Source organism: Pseudarthrobacter linnaei (assembly GCF_055412825.1).
In genome coordinates, this window is the sequence record NZ_JBVAYX010000007.1 from 13,790 (window position 1) to 30,340 (window position 16,551).

The 16,551-nt window shown below is 66.1% G+C and carries 15 protein-coding genes and 1 pseudogene; 3 read left to right on the plus strand and 13 right to left on the minus strand.

All coding sequences use genetic code 11. The features are described 5' to 3' along the window. Positions 1–10 precede the first annotated feature (10 nt). The 11 genes and pseudogenes from ACZYZ3_RS08720 to ACZYZ3_RS08770 all read right to left on the minus strand — a co-directional run bounded on the left by ACZYZ3_RS08720 (position 11) and on the right by ACZYZ3_RS08770 (position 12,063). Entirely contained in the window at positions 11–1,360 is a 1,350-nt protein-coding gene (locus tag ACZYZ3_RS08720) for an MFS transporter (RefSeq protein ID WP_463963432.1), read from the minus strand. A 62-nt stretch (positions 1,361–1,422) separates the two neighbouring features. Continuing rightward, a complete protein-coding gene (locus tag ACZYZ3_RS08725) occupies positions 1,423–1,548 on the minus strand; it encodes a hypothetical protein (RefSeq protein WP_463963433.1) in 126 nt (41 codons plus the stop codon). Between the two features lie 12 nt (positions 1,549–1,560). After that, the gene (locus tag ACZYZ3_RS08730) at positions 1,561–2,328 is read right to left on the minus strand and encodes an SDR family NAD(P)-dependent oxidoreductase (protein WP_463963434.1); all 768 of its coding nucleotides are present in this window, start codon (positions 2,326–2,328) and stop codon (positions 1,561–1,563) included. Positions 2,329–2,362: 34 nt separating this feature from the next. Further along, a pseudogene (locus ACZYZ3_RS08735) lies at positions 2,363–3,349 on the minus strand (3-hydroxyacyl-CoA dehydrogenase family protein). 2 nt (positions 3,350–3,351) lie between these two features. Next, positions 3,352–3,834, minus strand: coding sequence for a ribose-5-phosphate isomerase (locus ACZYZ3_RS08740; protein WP_463963435.1), 483 nt, complete (start codon positions 3,832–3,834; stop codon positions 3,352–3,354). Beyond that, positions 3,831–5,588 (minus strand): dihydroxyacetone kinase family protein, encoded by a 1,758-nt coding sequence (locus ACZYZ3_RS08745; protein WP_463963436.1) that lies wholly within the window; start codon positions 5,586–5,588, stop codon positions 3,831–3,833. Before ACZYZ3_RS08745 ends, ACZYZ3_RS08740 begins: the two co-directional genes overlap by 4 nt. A gap of 98 nt (positions 5,589–5,686) precedes the next feature. Beyond that, positions 5,687–6,691 carry a sugar phosphate isomerase/epimerase family protein gene (locus tag ACZYZ3_RS08750; protein WP_463963437.1) on the minus strand — a complete coding sequence of 335 codons (1,005 nt, stop codon included), beginning with the start codon at positions 6,689–6,691 and terminating at the stop codon, positions 5,687–5,689. A gap of 291 nt (positions 6,692–6,982) precedes the next feature. Continuing rightward, a complete protein-coding gene (locus tag ACZYZ3_RS08755) occupies positions 6,983–7,693 on the minus strand; it encodes a GntR family transcriptional regulator (protein WP_463963438.1) in 711 nt (236 codons plus the stop codon). Between the two features lie 234 nt (positions 7,694–7,927). Continuing rightward, a complete protein-coding gene (locus tag ACZYZ3_RS08760; RefSeq protein WP_463963439.1) occupies positions 7,928–9,001 on the minus strand; it encodes an alkene reductase in 1,074 nt (357 codons plus the stop codon). An 82-nt stretch (positions 9,002–9,083) separates the two neighbouring features. Then, positions 9,084–10,139: a 2,3-butanediol dehydrogenase gene (locus tag ACZYZ3_RS08765; RefSeq protein WP_463963440.1), complete on the minus strand. Its 1,056-nt coding sequence runs from the start codon at positions 10,137–10,139 to the stop codon at positions 9,084–9,086. 133 nt (positions 10,140–10,272) lie between these two features. Further along, positions 10,273–12,063, minus strand: a complete 1,791-nt coding sequence (locus tag ACZYZ3_RS08770; RefSeq protein WP_463963441.1) for an NAD(P)-binding domain-containing protein — start codon at positions 12,061–12,063, stop codon at positions 10,273–10,275. A 204-nt stretch (positions 12,064–12,267) separates the two neighbouring features. On the opposite strand from ACZYZ3_RS08770, the gene ACZYZ3_RS08775 reads away from it, so the two are divergent. Then, on the plus strand, positions 12,268–13,605 hold the full coding sequence (locus ACZYZ3_RS08775; protein ID WP_463963442.1) for a GAF domain-containing protein: 1,338 nt from the start codon (positions 12,268–12,270) through the stop codon (positions 13,603–13,605). Positions 13,606–13,653: 48 nt separating this feature from the next. Here ACZYZ3_RS08775 and ACZYZ3_RS08780 read toward each other — a convergent pair whose 3' ends face one another. Together ACZYZ3_RS08780 and ACZYZ3_RS08785 are read right to left on the minus strand one after the other, a co-directional pair. Next, the gene (locus ACZYZ3_RS08780; RefSeq protein WP_463963443.1) at positions 13,654–14,463 is read right to left on the minus strand and encodes a hypothetical protein; all 810 of its coding nucleotides are present in this window, start codon (positions 14,461–14,463) and stop codon (positions 13,654–13,656) included. A gap of 134 nt (positions 14,464–14,597) precedes the next feature. Continuing rightward, positions 14,598–15,020 (minus strand): DUF6318 family protein, encoded by a 423-nt coding sequence (locus tag ACZYZ3_RS08785; RefSeq protein WP_463963444.1) that lies wholly within the window; start codon positions 15,018–15,020, stop codon positions 14,598–14,600. 455 nt (positions 15,021–15,475) lie between these two features. Between ACZYZ3_RS08785 and ACZYZ3_RS08790 the strand changes: the two genes are divergently transcribed. Further along, positions 15,476–15,910, plus strand: coding sequence for a pyridoxamine 5'-phosphate oxidase family protein (locus tag ACZYZ3_RS08790; RefSeq protein WP_463963445.1), 435 nt, complete (start codon positions 15,476–15,478; stop codon positions 15,908–15,910). Positions 15,911–15,950: 40 nt separating this feature from the next. Then, positions 15,951–16,382 (plus strand): very short patch repair endonuclease, encoded by a 432-nt coding sequence (locus ACZYZ3_RS08795; protein ID WP_463963446.1) that lies wholly within the window; start codon positions 15,951–15,953, stop codon positions 16,380–16,382. Positions 16,383–16,551: the final 169 nt, after the last annotated feature.

The following is a 16,551-nucleotide window of genomic DNA, read 5'->3' on the forward strand; positions in this document are numbered from 1 at the left end:
GGAATGGCTGCTACTGCTCCAGCAGGTCGTCGGCCTTGTTCTTGAACCGCCGGGTCGCGAACATCATGGCCGCGGCCAGGAACGGGAGCACGCCCAGGGCGTAGACGCCCATGGTTCCGGTGTCGGAGGCGGTCATCTGGTTGACCGAGGTCCGCAGGATCGGAGCCACGAAGCCGCCCAGGTTACCGAGGGAGTTGATGAGGCCGATGCCCGCCGCCGCTGCCGTGCCGGTGAGGAACGCCGTCGGGAAGGACCAGGCGATGGGACCGATGGAGAGGAAGCTGCAGACGGCCAGCGTGATGAAGATGATGCCCAGCACCGGCAGCTGGTTGGCGCCCGCCCACGCGGAGCCGAAGATGCACAGGCCGGTGGAGATGAACAGCGCGGTGCCCCAGTTGCGGCGGCGGATCACGGTGTTGGCGGCCCGGCCGATGAAGTAGCAGGCGAAGATGCCGAAGAACCAGGGGATGGCGGCCATCATGCCCACCGCGAAGCCGACTTTCTGTCCGGTCAACTGGGCCACCTGCTGCGGCAGGTAGAACGTCACGCCGTAGACGGCGATCTGGAGGCAGAAGTAGATGACCGTGAAGTACCAGACCTTGCCGTTCTTCATGGCGGCAAGGACGCCGCGCGGACCGGTCTCTTCCTTGACGGTGTCCTCCAGTGCCATGACGTCAAGGAGGGCCTTCTTCTCGTCCTTGGTGAGGAATTTGGCGTCCTGCGGGCTGTTGATGAGGAAGAAGAACGCGGCAATACCGGCGACAACCGCCAGCATGCCTTCAACGAAGAACATGACCTGCCAGCCCTGGACGCCGGGGACTTGGTCGCCGATGTTGATGAGCCAGCCGGACAGCGGTGCGCCCATCATCTGCGAGAAGGGCTGCGCCAGGTAGAAGATGGCGAACATTTTGACGCGGACCTTGTTGGGGAACCAGGCGGCGAGGAACATGATGACGCCTGGGAACAGGCCGGCCTCGGTAACACCGAGCAGGAACCGCAGAATGATGAACGAGGTCTCGCCCTGGACGAACGCGAAGCAGGCGGAGACGATTCCCCAGGTGATGGCGATCCGGGCGAGCCAGACCTTGGCACCGTACTTCGTCAGCAACAGGTTGCTGGGGATTTCGAAGAGCGCGTACCCGATGAAGAAGATCCCGGCACCCAGTGCGTAGGCGCCGGCGGTGATGCCCTTGTCCACGCCCAGGGCGGCTTCGGCGAAGCCCACGTTGGTGCGGTCCAGGAAGGCCACCACGTACAGGATGACCAGCATGGGCATAAGCCGGCGGGACGCTTTGGAGATCGCCGATTTCAATACCGGCGTTTCCAGAAGGTCCCTGGTGGACGTTGTTACTACGGACATCAAAACTCCTCGTTGAGTAAGTCAGGTGAGCGAATCAGGGGGTCGTGCAGGAGCAAAATCTTCTAGCGTGAAAGGGCGATGATCATGATTCCGGCCAGGCAGGCGAGGATTCCGACGGCGAGGTAGAGCTTCCGTCCCTTGCTCCAGGACGCGAACCCCGGGGTGGGGGTGTTGGTGCGTTGTGCCACGGTGCTTCTTCCCTAGTGCATGTAGAGTCCGCCATCCACATTCAGCGTCTGGCCGGAGATGTAGCCGGCGTCCTCGCTGATGAGGAAGGCGATGGCCGCCGCGATGTCCCGGGTGGAGCCCACCCGGTTCACTACGAGGTCTTTAGTGAGTTCGTCCTTGCGTTCCTGGCTCAGCGTGCCGCCCATGATGTCGGTGTCGATGGGGCCCGGAGAGATCGCGTTGACGGTGATGTCGTATCCGCCGAGTTCGCGGGCGGTGGAGCGGGTCAGCCCGATCACACCGGCCTTGGCCACGGAGTACGGCGTCTTTGAGAACGTGCCGCCGCCGCGCTGGGCGGAAACGGAGGAGATGTTGACGATGCGGCCGATCCGGTTCTTGACCATGGACTCGGCGACCCGGCGCGTGGCGTAGTGGACGCCGTTGAGGTTGATGCTGAGTACCCGGTCCCATTCGGCCGCGTCGAGTTCCAGGTACGGGACCGGGGAGCTGACGCCGGCCACGTTGGCCAGGGCGACGATCTGCGGCAGTTCGGCCTCGATCGCGTCGATAGCGGCGCGGACGGATGCCTCGTCGGAAACGTTGGCGCCGGCGCCGAACGCCTGGACGCCGTGCTCCGCCGCCAGTTCCTTGGCCGCCGCCTTGCACCGGGCGTCGTCGAGATCGATGATGCCGATATTCCAGCCCTGGGCCGCCAGGTAGCTGGCGGTCGCGCGGCCGATGCCGCGCTCGGAGACGGCGCCGGTGACGATGGCGGTGCGTGCTGCGGGGAAAGTGCTCATGGGAGTACTCCTGAAAGTGTGAAAGTGGAGGGGCTCAGTTGATGGGGGCGGGGCCAAGCTCATCAATGAGCTTCTGCATGGCCACGTACGCCTTGTTCCGCTAGGCGATGAGCTCGGGCGTGCGCTCCGCGGGGACGTTCAGGAAGCCGGCACCGGTCTTGGTGCCCAGCTTGCCGGCGTCGACGAGCTCGCTGAGGATCTTCGGCGTCGCAAAGCGCTCCGGGAATTCCGTCTGCAGCGACTTGTAGCAGAAGTTGTAGACGTCCAGTCCCGCCATATCGGCGATGGCGAACGGTCCAAAGAACGGCAACCGGAAGCCGAAGGTGGTGCGGACCAGGGTGTCGATGTCCTCCGCCGTCGCGATCTCCTGCTCCACCAGCTGGGCGGCCTCGTGGAACAGGGCGTACTGGAGGCGGTTGAGCACGAAGCCGGTGACGTCCTTGACGACGGCGGTCTGCTTGCCGGCGGCGTGGACGAGTTCACGGACGGTGCCGATGGTGGCCGCCGAGGTGCCGGCGTGAGGGATGATTTCCACGCCGGGGATGAACGGCGAGGGGTTGGAGAAGTGCACGCCCAGGAACCGGCCCGGGTTGGCGACCGGTTCGGACAGCTCCGCGATGGAGATGGTGGAGGTGTTGGAACCGATGATGGCGTCCGGGCGGGCGGCGGCGCTGATGCGTGCCAGCGTCTGGTGCTTGATGGCGATGACTTCGGGGACGGCTTCCTCGATGAAGTCGGCGTCGGCCACGGCTTCCTCGATGTCCTTCGCGGCCCAGAGGTTCTCTTTCAGGATGGCGGTGGAGCCCGCCGGGAAGAGACCGGCGGCGACGAACTCGTCGGATTCGGCCAGGAGCCGCTCGTAGTTCTTCTGCGCCACTTCGGCGGACACGTCGGCGAGGGCCACCCGGGCACCGCCGAGCGCCAGGACCTGCGCGATCCCGCCGCCCATGTATCCGGAGCCGACGACGGCGATCCTGCGGGCGGCGTTAATGGCGGCTGCGGTGGTGGTTGATTCGGTCATGGTCAGACTGCCTTCGTGTAGTCGGGCTCATAGGAGCAGATGGCGTCCACCTTGGCGGCGGAGGACGAGGTTTCGTCGAACCGGTGGCCCAGCCATTGGGTGACGAGGTTCTTGGCGAGTTCCAAGCCGATGACGCGCTGCCCGAGCGTGAGGACCTGGGCGTTGTTGCTGAGCACGGACCGTTCCACCGAGTAGCTGTCGTGCGCGGTGACGGCACGGATGCCGGGGACCTTGTTGGCCGCGATGGCCACGCCCAGGCCTGTGCCGCAGATCAGCAGGGCACGGTCGGCTTCGCCCTCGGCCACTTTGCGTGCGGCTTCGACGGCGACGTGGGGGTAGGCGGTGGAATCGTTGGCGCCGACTCCGATGTCCTGCACGGAGGCGACGCGCGGGTCGGCCTCCAGGAGTGCCTTGAGTGCGTTCTTGTATTCGACGCCAGCCTCGTCGTTGCCGACGACCACGCGCCAGCCTGTTGCTGTGCTCATGCTTTTGCTCCTTGTTTGGCCGGTTCGGGGTCAGCGAGCCGGTTGTCGGTGTGTGCGGAAATCCTTGCTGCGATCAGGGCGAACGACACTGCTCCCGGATCGGGGTGGCCCAGGCTCTTTTCCGCGAGCGGCCGGGCCCGCCCCTTGAGCGGCCGGAGGTCCGCGGTCCGGTCGGCCGCGGTCTGGGCTGCGGCCGCGGCGGCGGCGAGCCCTTCAGCGGCGGTAGCGCCGCCGTCGAACGCCAGCAGGAAGGTGTCCCGGAAGGGCAGCAAAGCGTCCACCATGGTCTTGTCCCCGGCGTCTGCCTTGCCGAGTTCGGTGATGGCGTCGACGAACGCGCTGACCGTGGCGACCGCGTCCCCGCCGCCGTAGTTCTCCCGGTTTCCCAGGGCCAGTCCTGCAGCGATGATCGCGGATCCCCAGAGGGCGCCGGAGGTACCGCCGGCGCGCTCGCTCCAGGCCTCCCCCGCGGATGTCAGGACGCGCGCCGGCGAGGCGCCGCCGTCGGCCGCGGCCGCCTGCTCAGCAGCGGTGACCGCTGCGTCCACGCCGCGGCGCATCCCGATGCCGTGGTCGCCGTCGCCGGCGATGGCGTCCAGCCGGCCCAGTTCCTCTTCGTGTTCGACGACCACGTCCCGCACCTGTCGGAGCACGGCGACGGCCTGCCGGCCGAGCTCTGCCGCGGCCGGCGTGGGGCGTTCGACGGCGGACGCCACTTCCGCGTCCGCGGCGGCCACTCGGCGCGCACGCCGCGGTGCGAAATTGCCCTTGCGGAACGCCGGGGTGTCGGCCGGGGCTGCCCAGTACTGCTCGAGTTCCTCATCCAGCCACAGCAGGGTCAGGGAGAGCCCGGACATGTCCAGGCTGGTGACGAGCTCACCGCATTCGGGTTCCACCACGGTGAGTCCGGCGCCGAGGAGCAGCTTTTCGATTTTTCCGAACAAAAGGAACAGCTCGTCGTATTTGACGGTGCCGAGGCCGTTGACGATCGCCACGACGCGGTTGCCGGCGTCGCGCGGCTTGTCGGCGAGCAGCTTCGTGACGAGCAGTTCGGCGAGTTCCGAGGCCGTGGGCATCGGGTGCTCGGAGATTCCGGGTTCGCCGTGGATGCCCAGGCCCAGGGACATCTGTCCGGCGGGGACGGAAAACAGTGGCGCGTCGGCTCCCGGCAGGGTGCAGCCGTCGAAGGCCACACCGAGCGAGCGGGTGCGGTAGTTTGTCCGGATGGCCAGCCGTTCGACGTCGTCCAGGTCCAGCCCGGCTTCGGCGGCCGCGCCGGCGATTTTGAAGACGGTCAGGTCGCCGGCGATTCCGCGGCGCTTCTCGATCTGGTCCAGCGGGGCGCTGGCGATGTCGTCCGTGACGAGCACGGTGCGGGTCTGGATGCCCTCCGCGTTGAGCCGGAGCTGGGCCTGGCCGAAGTGCAGGACGTCGCCGGCGTAGTTGCCGTAGCTCAGCAGCACGCCTCCGCCGGCGTTGGCGGCCTTGGCTACCCGGTAGACCTGGCCGGCGGCGGGGGATGCGAACATATTGCCGCAGGCCGAGGCCGCGGCCAGTCCGGGTCCCACGAGACCGGCGAAGGCCGGATAGTGGCCGGAGCCGCCGCCGACGACGAGGGCGACCTGCCCGGCCGGTATTTCGGTGGAGCGGACGACGCCGCCGTCCACGCGGGCAACGTACCCGCGGTTGGCTGCCACAAAGCCGTCCAACGCTTCATCCGCAAAGTCAGCGGGGTTGTCGAAGATCTGGGTCATGGTTTCCTCATTGAATCCGTGCTGGAGAAGTAAGTATCGGGAATCCCCGGTGGTGCGGCCGCCCCCCAAAGTGTCTGGCGGCCGCACCAAGCGCCGAGTCAGACGCTGGCGAGTGCCGTGGCAGCGGGCTGCTGCCGGCCCTGTGCGACCTGGCTCTGGCCCAGGACGTAACCGTCGGTCTTCGGCAGGACCTGGCGCCGGAGGTAGTCCTGGTTGCTGGCCGTGACGCTGAGGCCGTCGCCGCCGTAGTGCTCGGTGCACAGGATTCCCTGGAAGCCAACAGAGAGCGCCACCTTGAACGCCTCGCGGTAGTTGATCAGGCCGCTTTCCATCGGGGCGGGCATGGCGACGTAAGTGTCGCGGGCCACGTCCTCGTCACGGATGTAATTCTTCATGTGCCAGTAGTTGGAGTACGGGAGGGTCTTGGCGACCATCTCGCGCCAGTCCTCGATCGGGCGGTGCAGCCGGATGAGGTTGCCGATGTCAGGGTTGATGCCGACGTTGGCCAGTCCGATGTCCTGGACCAGCTGGACGGAGGAATCCGCGGTGCCGAGGTAGGTGTCCTCGTACATTTCGAGCGAGAGCAGGACGCCGACGTCGGCCGCGTGCCGGCCAAGTTCGCGGAGCCGGGTCACGGCCTTGTCCCAGGCGTCCTTGTCCCCCACCGGGTCCTTGTGTCCTTCGACGGTCCAGAACCAGAGCTGCCTCTGCTGCTCGGGGGTGAGCGCCTGGTGCAGCCCGAAGGAGACAACCTCGCAGCCGAGTTCGGCGGCGGCGTCGATGGTGCGGTGGCTGTAGGCCAGGTTCGCTTCCCAGTTCCGCTCCTCGATCACGCTGCGGCGGATGGCGGAGATGACGGGGATGCCGATGCCGACGGTTGCGGCGGTCTGCTTGAACTCGGCGAGGCGGGCAGGGCTGAGGTCACCGGGGCGGACCCAGCTGTCCGTGAGGTCTGCATGGGCGAAGCCCGCCTCCTTGACCTCGGTAAGGGCTTCGGCCCAGGCGGAGGCCTCGACGTCGTTGATCTCGGTTCCCGTGGCGTCGGTGCCCGGGAACTGCAGCAGCGCTGCGGTGATCGGCCAGTTTTCGGCTGTGTAGGCCATGGGTTCACTCCTTCGTCGAATCCTGTTTCCTATAGGATTTACTATCTAAAGAGTGTTGTCAAGATCACATCCGGGTTTCTGGCAACAATCAAAGATCCTATAGGGGAGTCTTCGGGAGGGGAACGTCCCTGACGCACGCAGGAGCGGCGCGTTGGCCGGACGGATCGGCAATCGGCCGGATTCAGGCCAGGATCAGGCCGGGATCACGCTGGAATCAGCCCGGGTTCAGGGCAGGATCAGGCCGGATTCAAGCGGGCTTCCTGCCGCAATCAGGCCGGATTCAGCCCTGGATCAGCCGGCCGGGGCGTCGGCGATGGCGCGGCCACGCACCCGTTGCACGTGGTCCGCCATCGCCAGGGCGGCTTTCTCCGGGTCACCGGAGGCGAAAGCTTGCAGGACGGCCTGGTGCTCGGCAATGGCATTTTCAGCGTCGGTAATGCCCACTCCCCCGAAGAGGCGGAAACGCTGAACTTGCCCGCCGAGGGCCCCATAGGCGGCGACCATGAACTGGTTGCCGGTGTATTCCGCGATCAGCCGGTGGAACCTCTCGTCCGCTTCCAGATAGTCGCGATACTCGGCGAACGACGGACCCCGCGGCGCGGTTTTGAGGTCAGCGACCGCCCGCCCCAGTTCGGCGAGGCGCCCGGGCGTCAACCGGCCGCAGGCGAGGCGCGCATTGACGGGCTCAATCGCCAGGCGTGCCTCCATGAGCTCAGCGAAGTCTTCCCTGGTGAACATGGGTGCAACCCGGTAGCCCTTCAGCGCCACCCGCCGCACCATACCGGTGTGCTCCAGACGTGCCAGCGCTTCCCGCACCGGCGTCGGCGACACATCGAGCTCCCTGGCGGTGCCGTCGATGCTCACCGCGGCTCCGGGCTCAAGTCGCCCGTCCATGAGCGATGCCAGGAGCTCTTCATAGACGTGGTCTGCCAAGACCTGGCGGCTGACGGGACGGCCTGCGGGGCGGGCCTCAGGCCGGCTCCCGGGCGAAGCTGGTTGCATGGTCAAATCCTATAGGACTGGCCGACGAAGTCCTCAGGGTGTCCGCACGGGACATGCCCATTCTTAGCCTCCGTTCCCACGGGACATGCCCATCCTTAAGCGCGAACAGTGGGCAGAATGGCATTCTGCCCACTGTTCGTGGCCGCGGGGGGACATGTCCAGTGGTCACTGTGGCCGCGGGGGGGGACATGTCCGGCGGCCAAGGTTGGTGCAGGCCGCCGGCAGCGGTTGGTGCTAGTTCTGGTACGCCGGGTAGTCGGTGTAGCCCGCGGCGCCGTCGCTGTAGAAGGTCGACGGGTCCGGCTCATTGACCGGAAGTCCCTCACGCCAGCGGCGGACCAGGTCCGGGTTGGCGATGGCCGGGCGACCGACGACGACGGCGTCAGCGTGGCCGTCCGCGACCAGCGCCTTTGCTTCCTCGCGGGTGGTGATGACGCCGAAGCCCGAGTTCAGCAGGAAGGTTCCGCCGAACCGGGTGCGCAGATCCTGCACCAGCTCGCTGGTGGTCGGGTCCTTGTGCAGCACGCTCAGGTAGGCGAGCTTCAGGGGCGCCAGGGCGTCCACCAGAACCTTGTAGGTCTCGCTGACATCAGCCGCGTCAAGTTCGGTGGCACCCTGGACATTGTGCTCGGGTGAGATGCGGATGCCGACCCGGTCCGGACCAATCGCATCCACCACGGCCCGCGTCACTTCAATGACGAAGCGCGCACGGTTCGCGGGCGAGCCGCCGTAGACGTCGTCGCGCTGGTTGGCGGACGGTGCCAGGAATTCGTGCAGCAGGTACCCGTTGGCCGAGTGCAGCTCGACGCCGTCGAACCCGGCTCCGACCGCATTGCGGGACGCCGTGACGAACTCCTGGACAATGCCGGGCAGTTCCTCGGCGGTAAGCGCGTGCGGCACCGGGAACGGCTTCTTCCCCTCATAGGTGCGGGTCTCGCCGTCGATCGCGATGGCGCTGGGCGCCACCACCTGGTGGCCACCGTTCGTGTCTTCGTGCGTGACGCGTCCGGCATGCATGACCTGGGCGAAGATGCGGCCTCCCTCAGCGTGCACGGCAGCGGTGACATCGGCCCAGCCCTTGAGCTGTTCCTCGGTCACCAGGCCCGGCTGGCCCGGGAACCCCCGGCCGGCGGGGCTGGGGTACGTGCCCTCACTGACGATCAGGCCGAGGGATGCCCGCTGCCGGTAGTGCTCGACAACCAGCGGACCGGGAATGCCTTCCTTACCGGAGCGGACGCGGGTCAGCGGCGCCATCACTAGTCGGTTGGGCAGTTCCAGCTCGCCGAGAGTCATCGGGGAAAACAGCATGCGCAGTTCCTTTCACCAGGGATTGGGTTCTCCGGCTACAACTGCACGGCGCCTGCAACTATTCCGGGTGAGACCCGGATCACTACGGGTGGACGATGATCTTGACCGCGGTGTCCTTGTGGTGGATCAGGGTGTCGAAGCCCTTGTCCACGAGATCATCCAGGGCGATCCGCCCCGTGATGAAGGGCTTCAGGTCAACTTTGCCCTCCTGGACGAGCTTGATCGCGGCCGCGTGATCGCCGCAATAGGCGATGGTGCCGCGGAGGTCGATTTCCTTCAGGACGACCTTCTGCATGTCCACGGTGGCCGGACGTCCCCAGATGGAGACGTTGACCACGACGCCGGCCGGCTTCACGACGTCGAGCATGGTGTCCAGCACGGCATTTACGCCGGCACATTCAAAGGCTGCATCGGCCCCCGCACCGGCGGTCAGTTCCAGCACCCGCGCCTTGACGTCATCGGAGCTCGGGTCCAGCACATGGTCCGCAACGCCCGAGGAAACCGCCTTGTCCTTCCGGGCCGCCGAGAGCTCGGTGATGATCGTGGTGACGCCCAGGCCCTTGAGGACCGCTGCGGTGAGTAGGCCAATCGGGCCGGCACCGCCGACGACGGCGACGTCCCCGGCTTTGACATCGCCCCGGCCGACGGCGTGATAGGCCACGGCGAGGGGTTCGATGAGGGCAGCTTCATCCAGCGGGATGTCGCCGACGGGGTGGACCCACCGGGTGTCGACGACGACCTTCTCACTCAGGCCCCCGCCGCCGCCAGCCAGGCCAATGAAACCCAGCTTGGTGCACAGGTTGTAGTGGCCGCTGAGGCACGGGCCGCATTCATTGCAGACGATATAGGGTTCCACCACGACGCTGTCCCCGATGGCGAGCCCGGTCACTCCCTCCCCCACTTCCTCGATGGTGCCGGAGAATTCGTGCCCCAGGGTGACGGGGGCTTCCTCGTGGGACACCGGGTGGGGGTGGCCGGGCGGCGGCGTGAAGATCGGCCCTTCCAGGAACTCGTGGAGGTCAGTCCCGCAGATCCCGCACCAGGCGACGGCGATTTTCACCGTTCCGGGGCGCAGCTCCGGCTCCGGAATGTCTTCGATCCGGAGATCCTCACGGGCATGGAATCGTGCTGCTTTCATGGTGTTTTTCCTTCGCATTGCGGGCCGTGGACGCGCCCGGTCAGGCGCGTCCACGGCATGTCGTCGGATTCTCACAAGGAGACCGTCACCCCAGTGTGGTTCCCGGGGCTGTGATTGTCACGGCACGTCCGGGTCAGCGCGTGTGGTGCGTCGGCTGACGCTCGAAGACCGGCGTCGGCAGCCCTTCCATCCTGGCCTTGAGCTGCAGCGCCAGATAGTTGGAGTAGTGGCGGCTTTGGTGCAGATTGCCGCCGTGGATCCACAGGTTGTCCACGTTGGTGGGTTTCCACATGTTGCGCAGCTCCCCTTCCCACGGCCCCGGGTCCTTGGGAGTGTCGGAGCCGAAGCCCCAGCACTTCCCGACGGCGTCGGCGACCTCGGGTGAGACCAGATCGGCCAGCCAGCCGTTCATGGATCCGTAGCCGGTGGCGTAGATGATGGCGTCCGCCTCCAGCTCCGCCCCGTTCGCCATCACGACGGCGTTCCCGGTGATCTTGCCGACTTCGCCGTTGGCGAGCTTGACCCGGCCGTCGATGATCAGCTGCGAGGCGCCGACGTCGATGTAGTAGCCGGAGCCACGCCGCAGGTACTTGAGGAACAGCCCGGAGCCGTCCACGCCGAAGTCCAGGTCGAAGCCGGCGGCCTCCAGCTGGGAGTAGAACTCGGCGTCCCGCTCGGCCATCTCCGCATAGACCGGGATCTGTGCTTCGGGCAGGATCCGGTACGGCAGCGAGGCGAACAGCAGGTCGGCCTTCTCCGTGGTGACCCCGTTGGCGAGCGCCTTCTCGGAGTACAGGCCGCCGAGGGCCAGGTCCATGAGGGATTCACTGCGGGCAATGTGCGTGGAGGACCGCTGGACCATGGTGACGTCCGCGCCGTGTTCCCAGAGATCGGCGCAGATATCGTGCGCCGAGTTGTTGGAGCCGATGACCACGGCCTTCTTCCCGGACCAGTCCCCGCCGCCCGGGTGCTTGGACGAGTGGTACTGCTCCCCCAGAAAGGATTCGGCGCCGTCGAACGCGGGAACGCTGGGATACCCCGAGACGCCCAGGGCGAAGACGAGCTGCTTGGGGCGCAAGGTGACCGGTTCGCCGTCGCGCACTACCTCCACGACCCACTCCTGCGAGGTTTCGTCGAAGTGTGCGTTGGTGCATTCGGTCTTGGACCAGTAGTTCAGTTCCATGATCCGCGTGTAGTTTTCCAGCCAGTCGCCGATCTTGTCCTTCGCCGCGAAAACCGGCCAGTCGTCCGGGAACTTGATGTAGGGCAGGTGGTCGTACCAGACCGGGTCGTGCAGGTGCAGGGACTTGTAGCGGTTCCGCCAGGAGTCCCCCGGGCGGTCGTTCTTCTCGATGATGATGGTGGGTACGCCGAGCCGGCGCAGCCGTGCGCCCAGCCCGATCCCGCCCTGGCCGCCGCCGATGATGACGGTGTACGGCTGGTCTTCGTAGCCGAGCCGGGCTTCCTGCTCTTCCTTCAGCTCCAGCCACGACTTGCGGCCCTTGGTGATCTCGTGGGCGACCCCTTTCTCCCGGTTGACGCCCTTCTTTTCCTCGAAGCCCTTGAGCTCCTGCATGGTGGTGAGCAGGGTCCAGCATTTGCCGTTCCGGAGCCGCAGGTGCGCGTAGCCACGGGCCTGGGCGGTCTCGAAATTCACCCACGCCTCGGCGTTGGCAGCGTCGCCGGTGGCGTCCTCGGCCAGGGTCCAGTTGCCGGGCCGCACGTCGTCAAGGGTCGCGTCCAGCATCCGCCGGATGTCCTCCTTGCCCTCCAGGGTCTTGAGGTTCCAGGTGAAGGAGACGAAGTCGCGCCAGTACGAATCGTCGTCGAACAGCTCAAGCGCGTCGTCCATGTTGTGGCTGCGCAGCGCCTCATCGAACCGCGCCAGCCACGCCACGACCACGCCGTTTGGTGTCTCAGGCATGTTTCCTCTTTCCGTTGCTAACTGTGGGCCGGTCCCGTTGCATGACGCCCAGTCCATGCCGTGACCCGCATCACAAGTAAACTCCGCCGGGGGTTACAATCGGGTTACACAGGGCTCCCAAGCTCCAGGCCGGCAACTGCGCTGGTCGGGAGTGGCGGCAGCTGGCCGAGTGCGACGATTCGAGGGCGAGTTGGGACTATGAGCATGCGGCAGGGCAGTCGCTCGATCACGCAGCTCTCGGACCTGAGGTTTTCGGCTCCCGCGGAGTACGCACGCGCCCTGAGGAAGGCCCACGAGGCCACGGTGTCCGGCTCTCCAAATCCGCATTTGTCGCCGTCCCTCGTCAAGTCCTGGCAGCGTTCCCTCGCGCTGGGGATCAATCCGGACCAGCACCGGCCAATCCACCGGCATGAGGTTTCCGAGGCGCGCTCGCTCAGTGCCGGCCACCGGCTGGCCGCCGTGATGCCGGCACTGTCCCAGCTGCTGGCCGATGAGACCGCGACCGGGCGCCACCTGTTGATTGTGACCGATCATGAGGGCGAAGTGCTGTGGCGTGTCGGCAGCAAACAGGCTTTGAAACTCGCGGACTCCCTGGAGTTCGTGGAGGGGGCCGACTGGTCCGAATCGGGGGTTGGCACCAACGCGATCAGCGAAGCCCTGGTGACGGGCGCCCCGGCGCAGCTCTTCTCGGCCGAGCACCTGGTGCGGACGCATCACGACTGGGCCTGCACGGCCTCCCCGATCCGCGACCCTTTGACGGGGGAGGTCATCGGCGTCCTGGACGTTTCCGGCCCGTTCGAATCCGTCACGCCGGACAGCCTGCGCCTGGTGCGCTGCGGCGTGCGGCTGGCTGAGGAGCTGTTGAAATCCGCCAGCCCGCCCGTTGGGTCCGGCCCCCGGAACGGAAAGTCCGCGGGGTCTGCTGGTGCAGGGCGCCCCGAGGCCGGGATCCGGCCGCAGCTGACCCTGCGGCTGCTGGGGGACGCACCGTCCGCGGCGCTCGACGGCGGCACCCGCCGGCCGCTGACGCTGCGCCGGGCCGAGATCCTGGCCCTGTTGGCCTCACGGACGCAAGGGTGGAGCGCCGACGAACTGGCCTACGAGATCCACGGCGACGCGGGCACCGCCGCGGCGATCCGGACCGAGATGCACCGGATTCGCAGCATCCTGGGCAACGTGGTGGAAGCGAACCCCTACCGCTTCTCGTCGGACGTCAGGGTGGTCACGGATGCCTCCCTGGTGGCGGGCCATTTGCGGGACGGCCGGGTTGCCGAGGCCTTTGCGGCGTACCGGGCCAAATTCCTCAACCGTTCTTCCAACCTCGCGATCGGGTTCATGCGCGACGAGCTCAATGAAGCCGTGGGCGCTTCCGTCCGGGCCAGCGGTGACGCCGGGTTGATGCTTCAGTGGTGCACCAGCGACATGGGTTCCTCGGACACGGCCGCCGCAGCTGCGGCAGCCACCCTGCTGGGACCCCAGGACCCACGAGGCCGGCTGGTGAGCGCCCGGATGGAACGGCTCGACCGGGAGCTGCGCGCGTAGGTGGCGTGCGATCGGTGCCCTTGCGTTTGCCGACGGACGGGCTCAACACTAGGGCGCGGGAGGTACGACGCCGGGGCAGCCTTGGCCCTGCGGGTTGCGGAGGCAGTCGTCAGCGTAGTTGCGGGTGATGGAGCGCCAGACGCTCACGGTCTGCGGCGGCGAACTGAATTGCCCTTGCCCCGGAATAGGCAGCGGCGGCCCGCCATTGACCGAGTACGTGCCTTGGAAATGGGTCGCCAGCACCACCGAGAAATCGCCCGTCTGGGTGTAGATATGGCTGGTGGTGGTCTTTTCGCCCCAGCGTTCCTGCGGGAGGGGTCCTCCGGCCGCCGTCTGCGGCCCCAGCGAGGTTCCGTCGCCGTAGCTCCAGGCGTACTGCACGGGTTTGGCGACGACATGCACGTCCTGGGCCAGGATAGTGATGTCGAATTGCTGTTCGGCGGCGGCTGCGAAGAAGTTCGTTTCGGCCCCCCGCAGCGTGTGTGGACTGGGCTGGGCCGTGACGGAACCTGCGGCGATCGGCAGCCGCTGGAACTCCGTCTGGATCATGGCAGCGATCCTAGGCAGCAGGTCCTCCGGCCTGGGGTCGAAGAGACATGTGGGCCCGGAGTGAAAGCTCCATGTGGGGTTCGGCACGCCAGCCGGGGCTTTCAGCCACACGACAGGAATTCCCTTCGTGCCGTCGGGACCGTCCTTGCAGTCGACGAGGACGGCGAGGCAATCCGTGTCGAAGTCGCCGCCGCCCAAATGGCACTGCAGTTCGTACTTGTATTGGTAGGGATCGGCGGTTACCGTCCCGGGCTTAGCCCAGACGAAGTCGCCAGAACCGGGGTCCATGATCCACGCACCGATGCTCACGGCTCCTGGACCCCAGGTGCCCTTGACTGGAGGCTCAATGACTCCTTCGCCAGCTGCGGCCGTGTTCGGGGCAATCCCTGCAAACAGTGCAAGTAGAACGAATCCTACGTAGAAGCGAGCAAGCCTCTTCATGGCTAGCCGGCTATCGGCTGAATGTTGTTTACATTCCAGTGCCCGTTCTTAAAAACCGCAAGCATTAGGTTGCCGGTGTCTTCTGGCTTGTCGTCAGTGCTATCGAGACTCCCGTCGGCGTTGTAATAGGACAGGGCTTGTTGCGACACCTGAATCGCCACCTGATAGTTACCGTCCGGCGCCACACGGAATGTCGTTGAAACCGACGGCGTCTCGACTTTTCCTCCGGCCAACCACCGCCCGTCACTGTTCCACCCCGTCAACACTTTCTTGGCGTGCTCGCAGGCTGCACAGCCTAAACTTGTCACTGCCTCAAGGGGGCCGGCGTCGCCGGTCTCGTAGCCGTAGCTAAGCAACTGGAACCAGTACCGCGCGAATGCCTCCAACCCTTCCTTCGTCTCCGCCTTCGCAGCTTCCGGCAGCACGGGAACTGGCACGTTCCGGGCCCTGCCAGAGGCGTCCGCCGGTTTGTAGCCGGCCGTAGGTGTGGGGGTGGCCGTCTGGGTCGGCGACGCCGCGGGGCTCGAGGACTCGGGTGCCGCCGTCGCGCCGGGCGTTGTTCCCCCGCCGGTGCAGGCTGTGACGGGCAACAGGCTGACGGCAACCGCGGCTGCAAGAATGCGTCTGCGGCGGCCGAAAGTTGAAGCGTGAGATGTCATGGTCAGCTACTCCCCCGATAGAAATCAAGACGCCTGAAGCCAATCAATGATCTAAGGGTAACTGACATCACATTTCGGGCACCTCGGTTATCCACAGGGACCTGGATCGCCCCAGGCCGGCGCTCCGAATAGATGCGCCCGGCACCGCTCCGGGCCGACACACATCGACTTTCCTGCCTGCGCCTCTGGCGTTTCTCTACACCGCCCAGAACAATGAACCCATGATGTTCGAACATGCAGACGAAAACCCCATCCTCGTACTTGATGACGATCAGAGCTGGAAGCTGATTGAGGGCACCAAACACGGCAGGCTCGTGCTCATCGTTGGCGGCGAACCCGATATCTTTCCGGTGAACTACGCCGTGAGCGGCCGGAAGCTCTACCTCCGGACCGCCCCAGGCAACAAACTCGCTGAGCTGACCATCAACTCCAAAGTGCTGTTCGAAACCGACGGCATCCTCTCCGACGAGGCCTGGTCGGTTGTCATGCGCGGCACGGCCCGGGTCCTTGACCAGTCCGCCGACGTCGCGGCGGCGGAGGCTCTGGGTCTCAAGCCGTGGGTGCCGACCCTGAAGGACTTCTACGTAGAGATCCAGCCCACCTCGGTCTCCGGGCGCCATTTCCAGTTTGGCGAGCACCCCGAGCGCGAGATCTAGCAGCCGCTTTACGGCGGCACCCGCCGCCTAGACTTAATCCATGGCGGACAAGCTGACCCCCGAGCGGCGCAGCTGGAACATGTCCCGCATCCGCGGGAAAAACACCAAGCCTGAACTCCTGGTCCGCAAACTGCTCCACGCCAAGGGCTACCGTTACCGATTGCACGGCACCGCCCGCGGCGGACGGCTCCCGGGCAACCCGGATCTGGTGTTCGCCGGCCGCCACAAAGTCATCTTCGTGAACGGCTGCTTCTGGCATTTCCATGACTGCCGGGTCGGGCTTCACGCGCCCAAGGCCAACGCGGAGTTCTGGGAAACCAAGCGCACCCGGACGCGGGCCCGCGACGCCGAGCAACGCCGTCAGCTGGAGCACGCGGGCTGGGAAGTTCTCACCGTCTGGGAGTGTGAACTCAAGGATGTTTCCGCGCTGGAGCAGCAACTGGACGAGTTTCTGCAACGAAAGACCTCCTAAGCCGGCCTCCGTCCAACTCCCGGACGTCGCTAGCTGACGCTGCCTCCCCGACGCCGAACACAGCGCCAAAGAAAAACATTTCAACGCTCCGAGACAGACTGGCCTGTCTCGGGTAATATCCAAATCTGGGGACAAGGACTCTATCGGGTCCGCACTAACTCGTACTTCT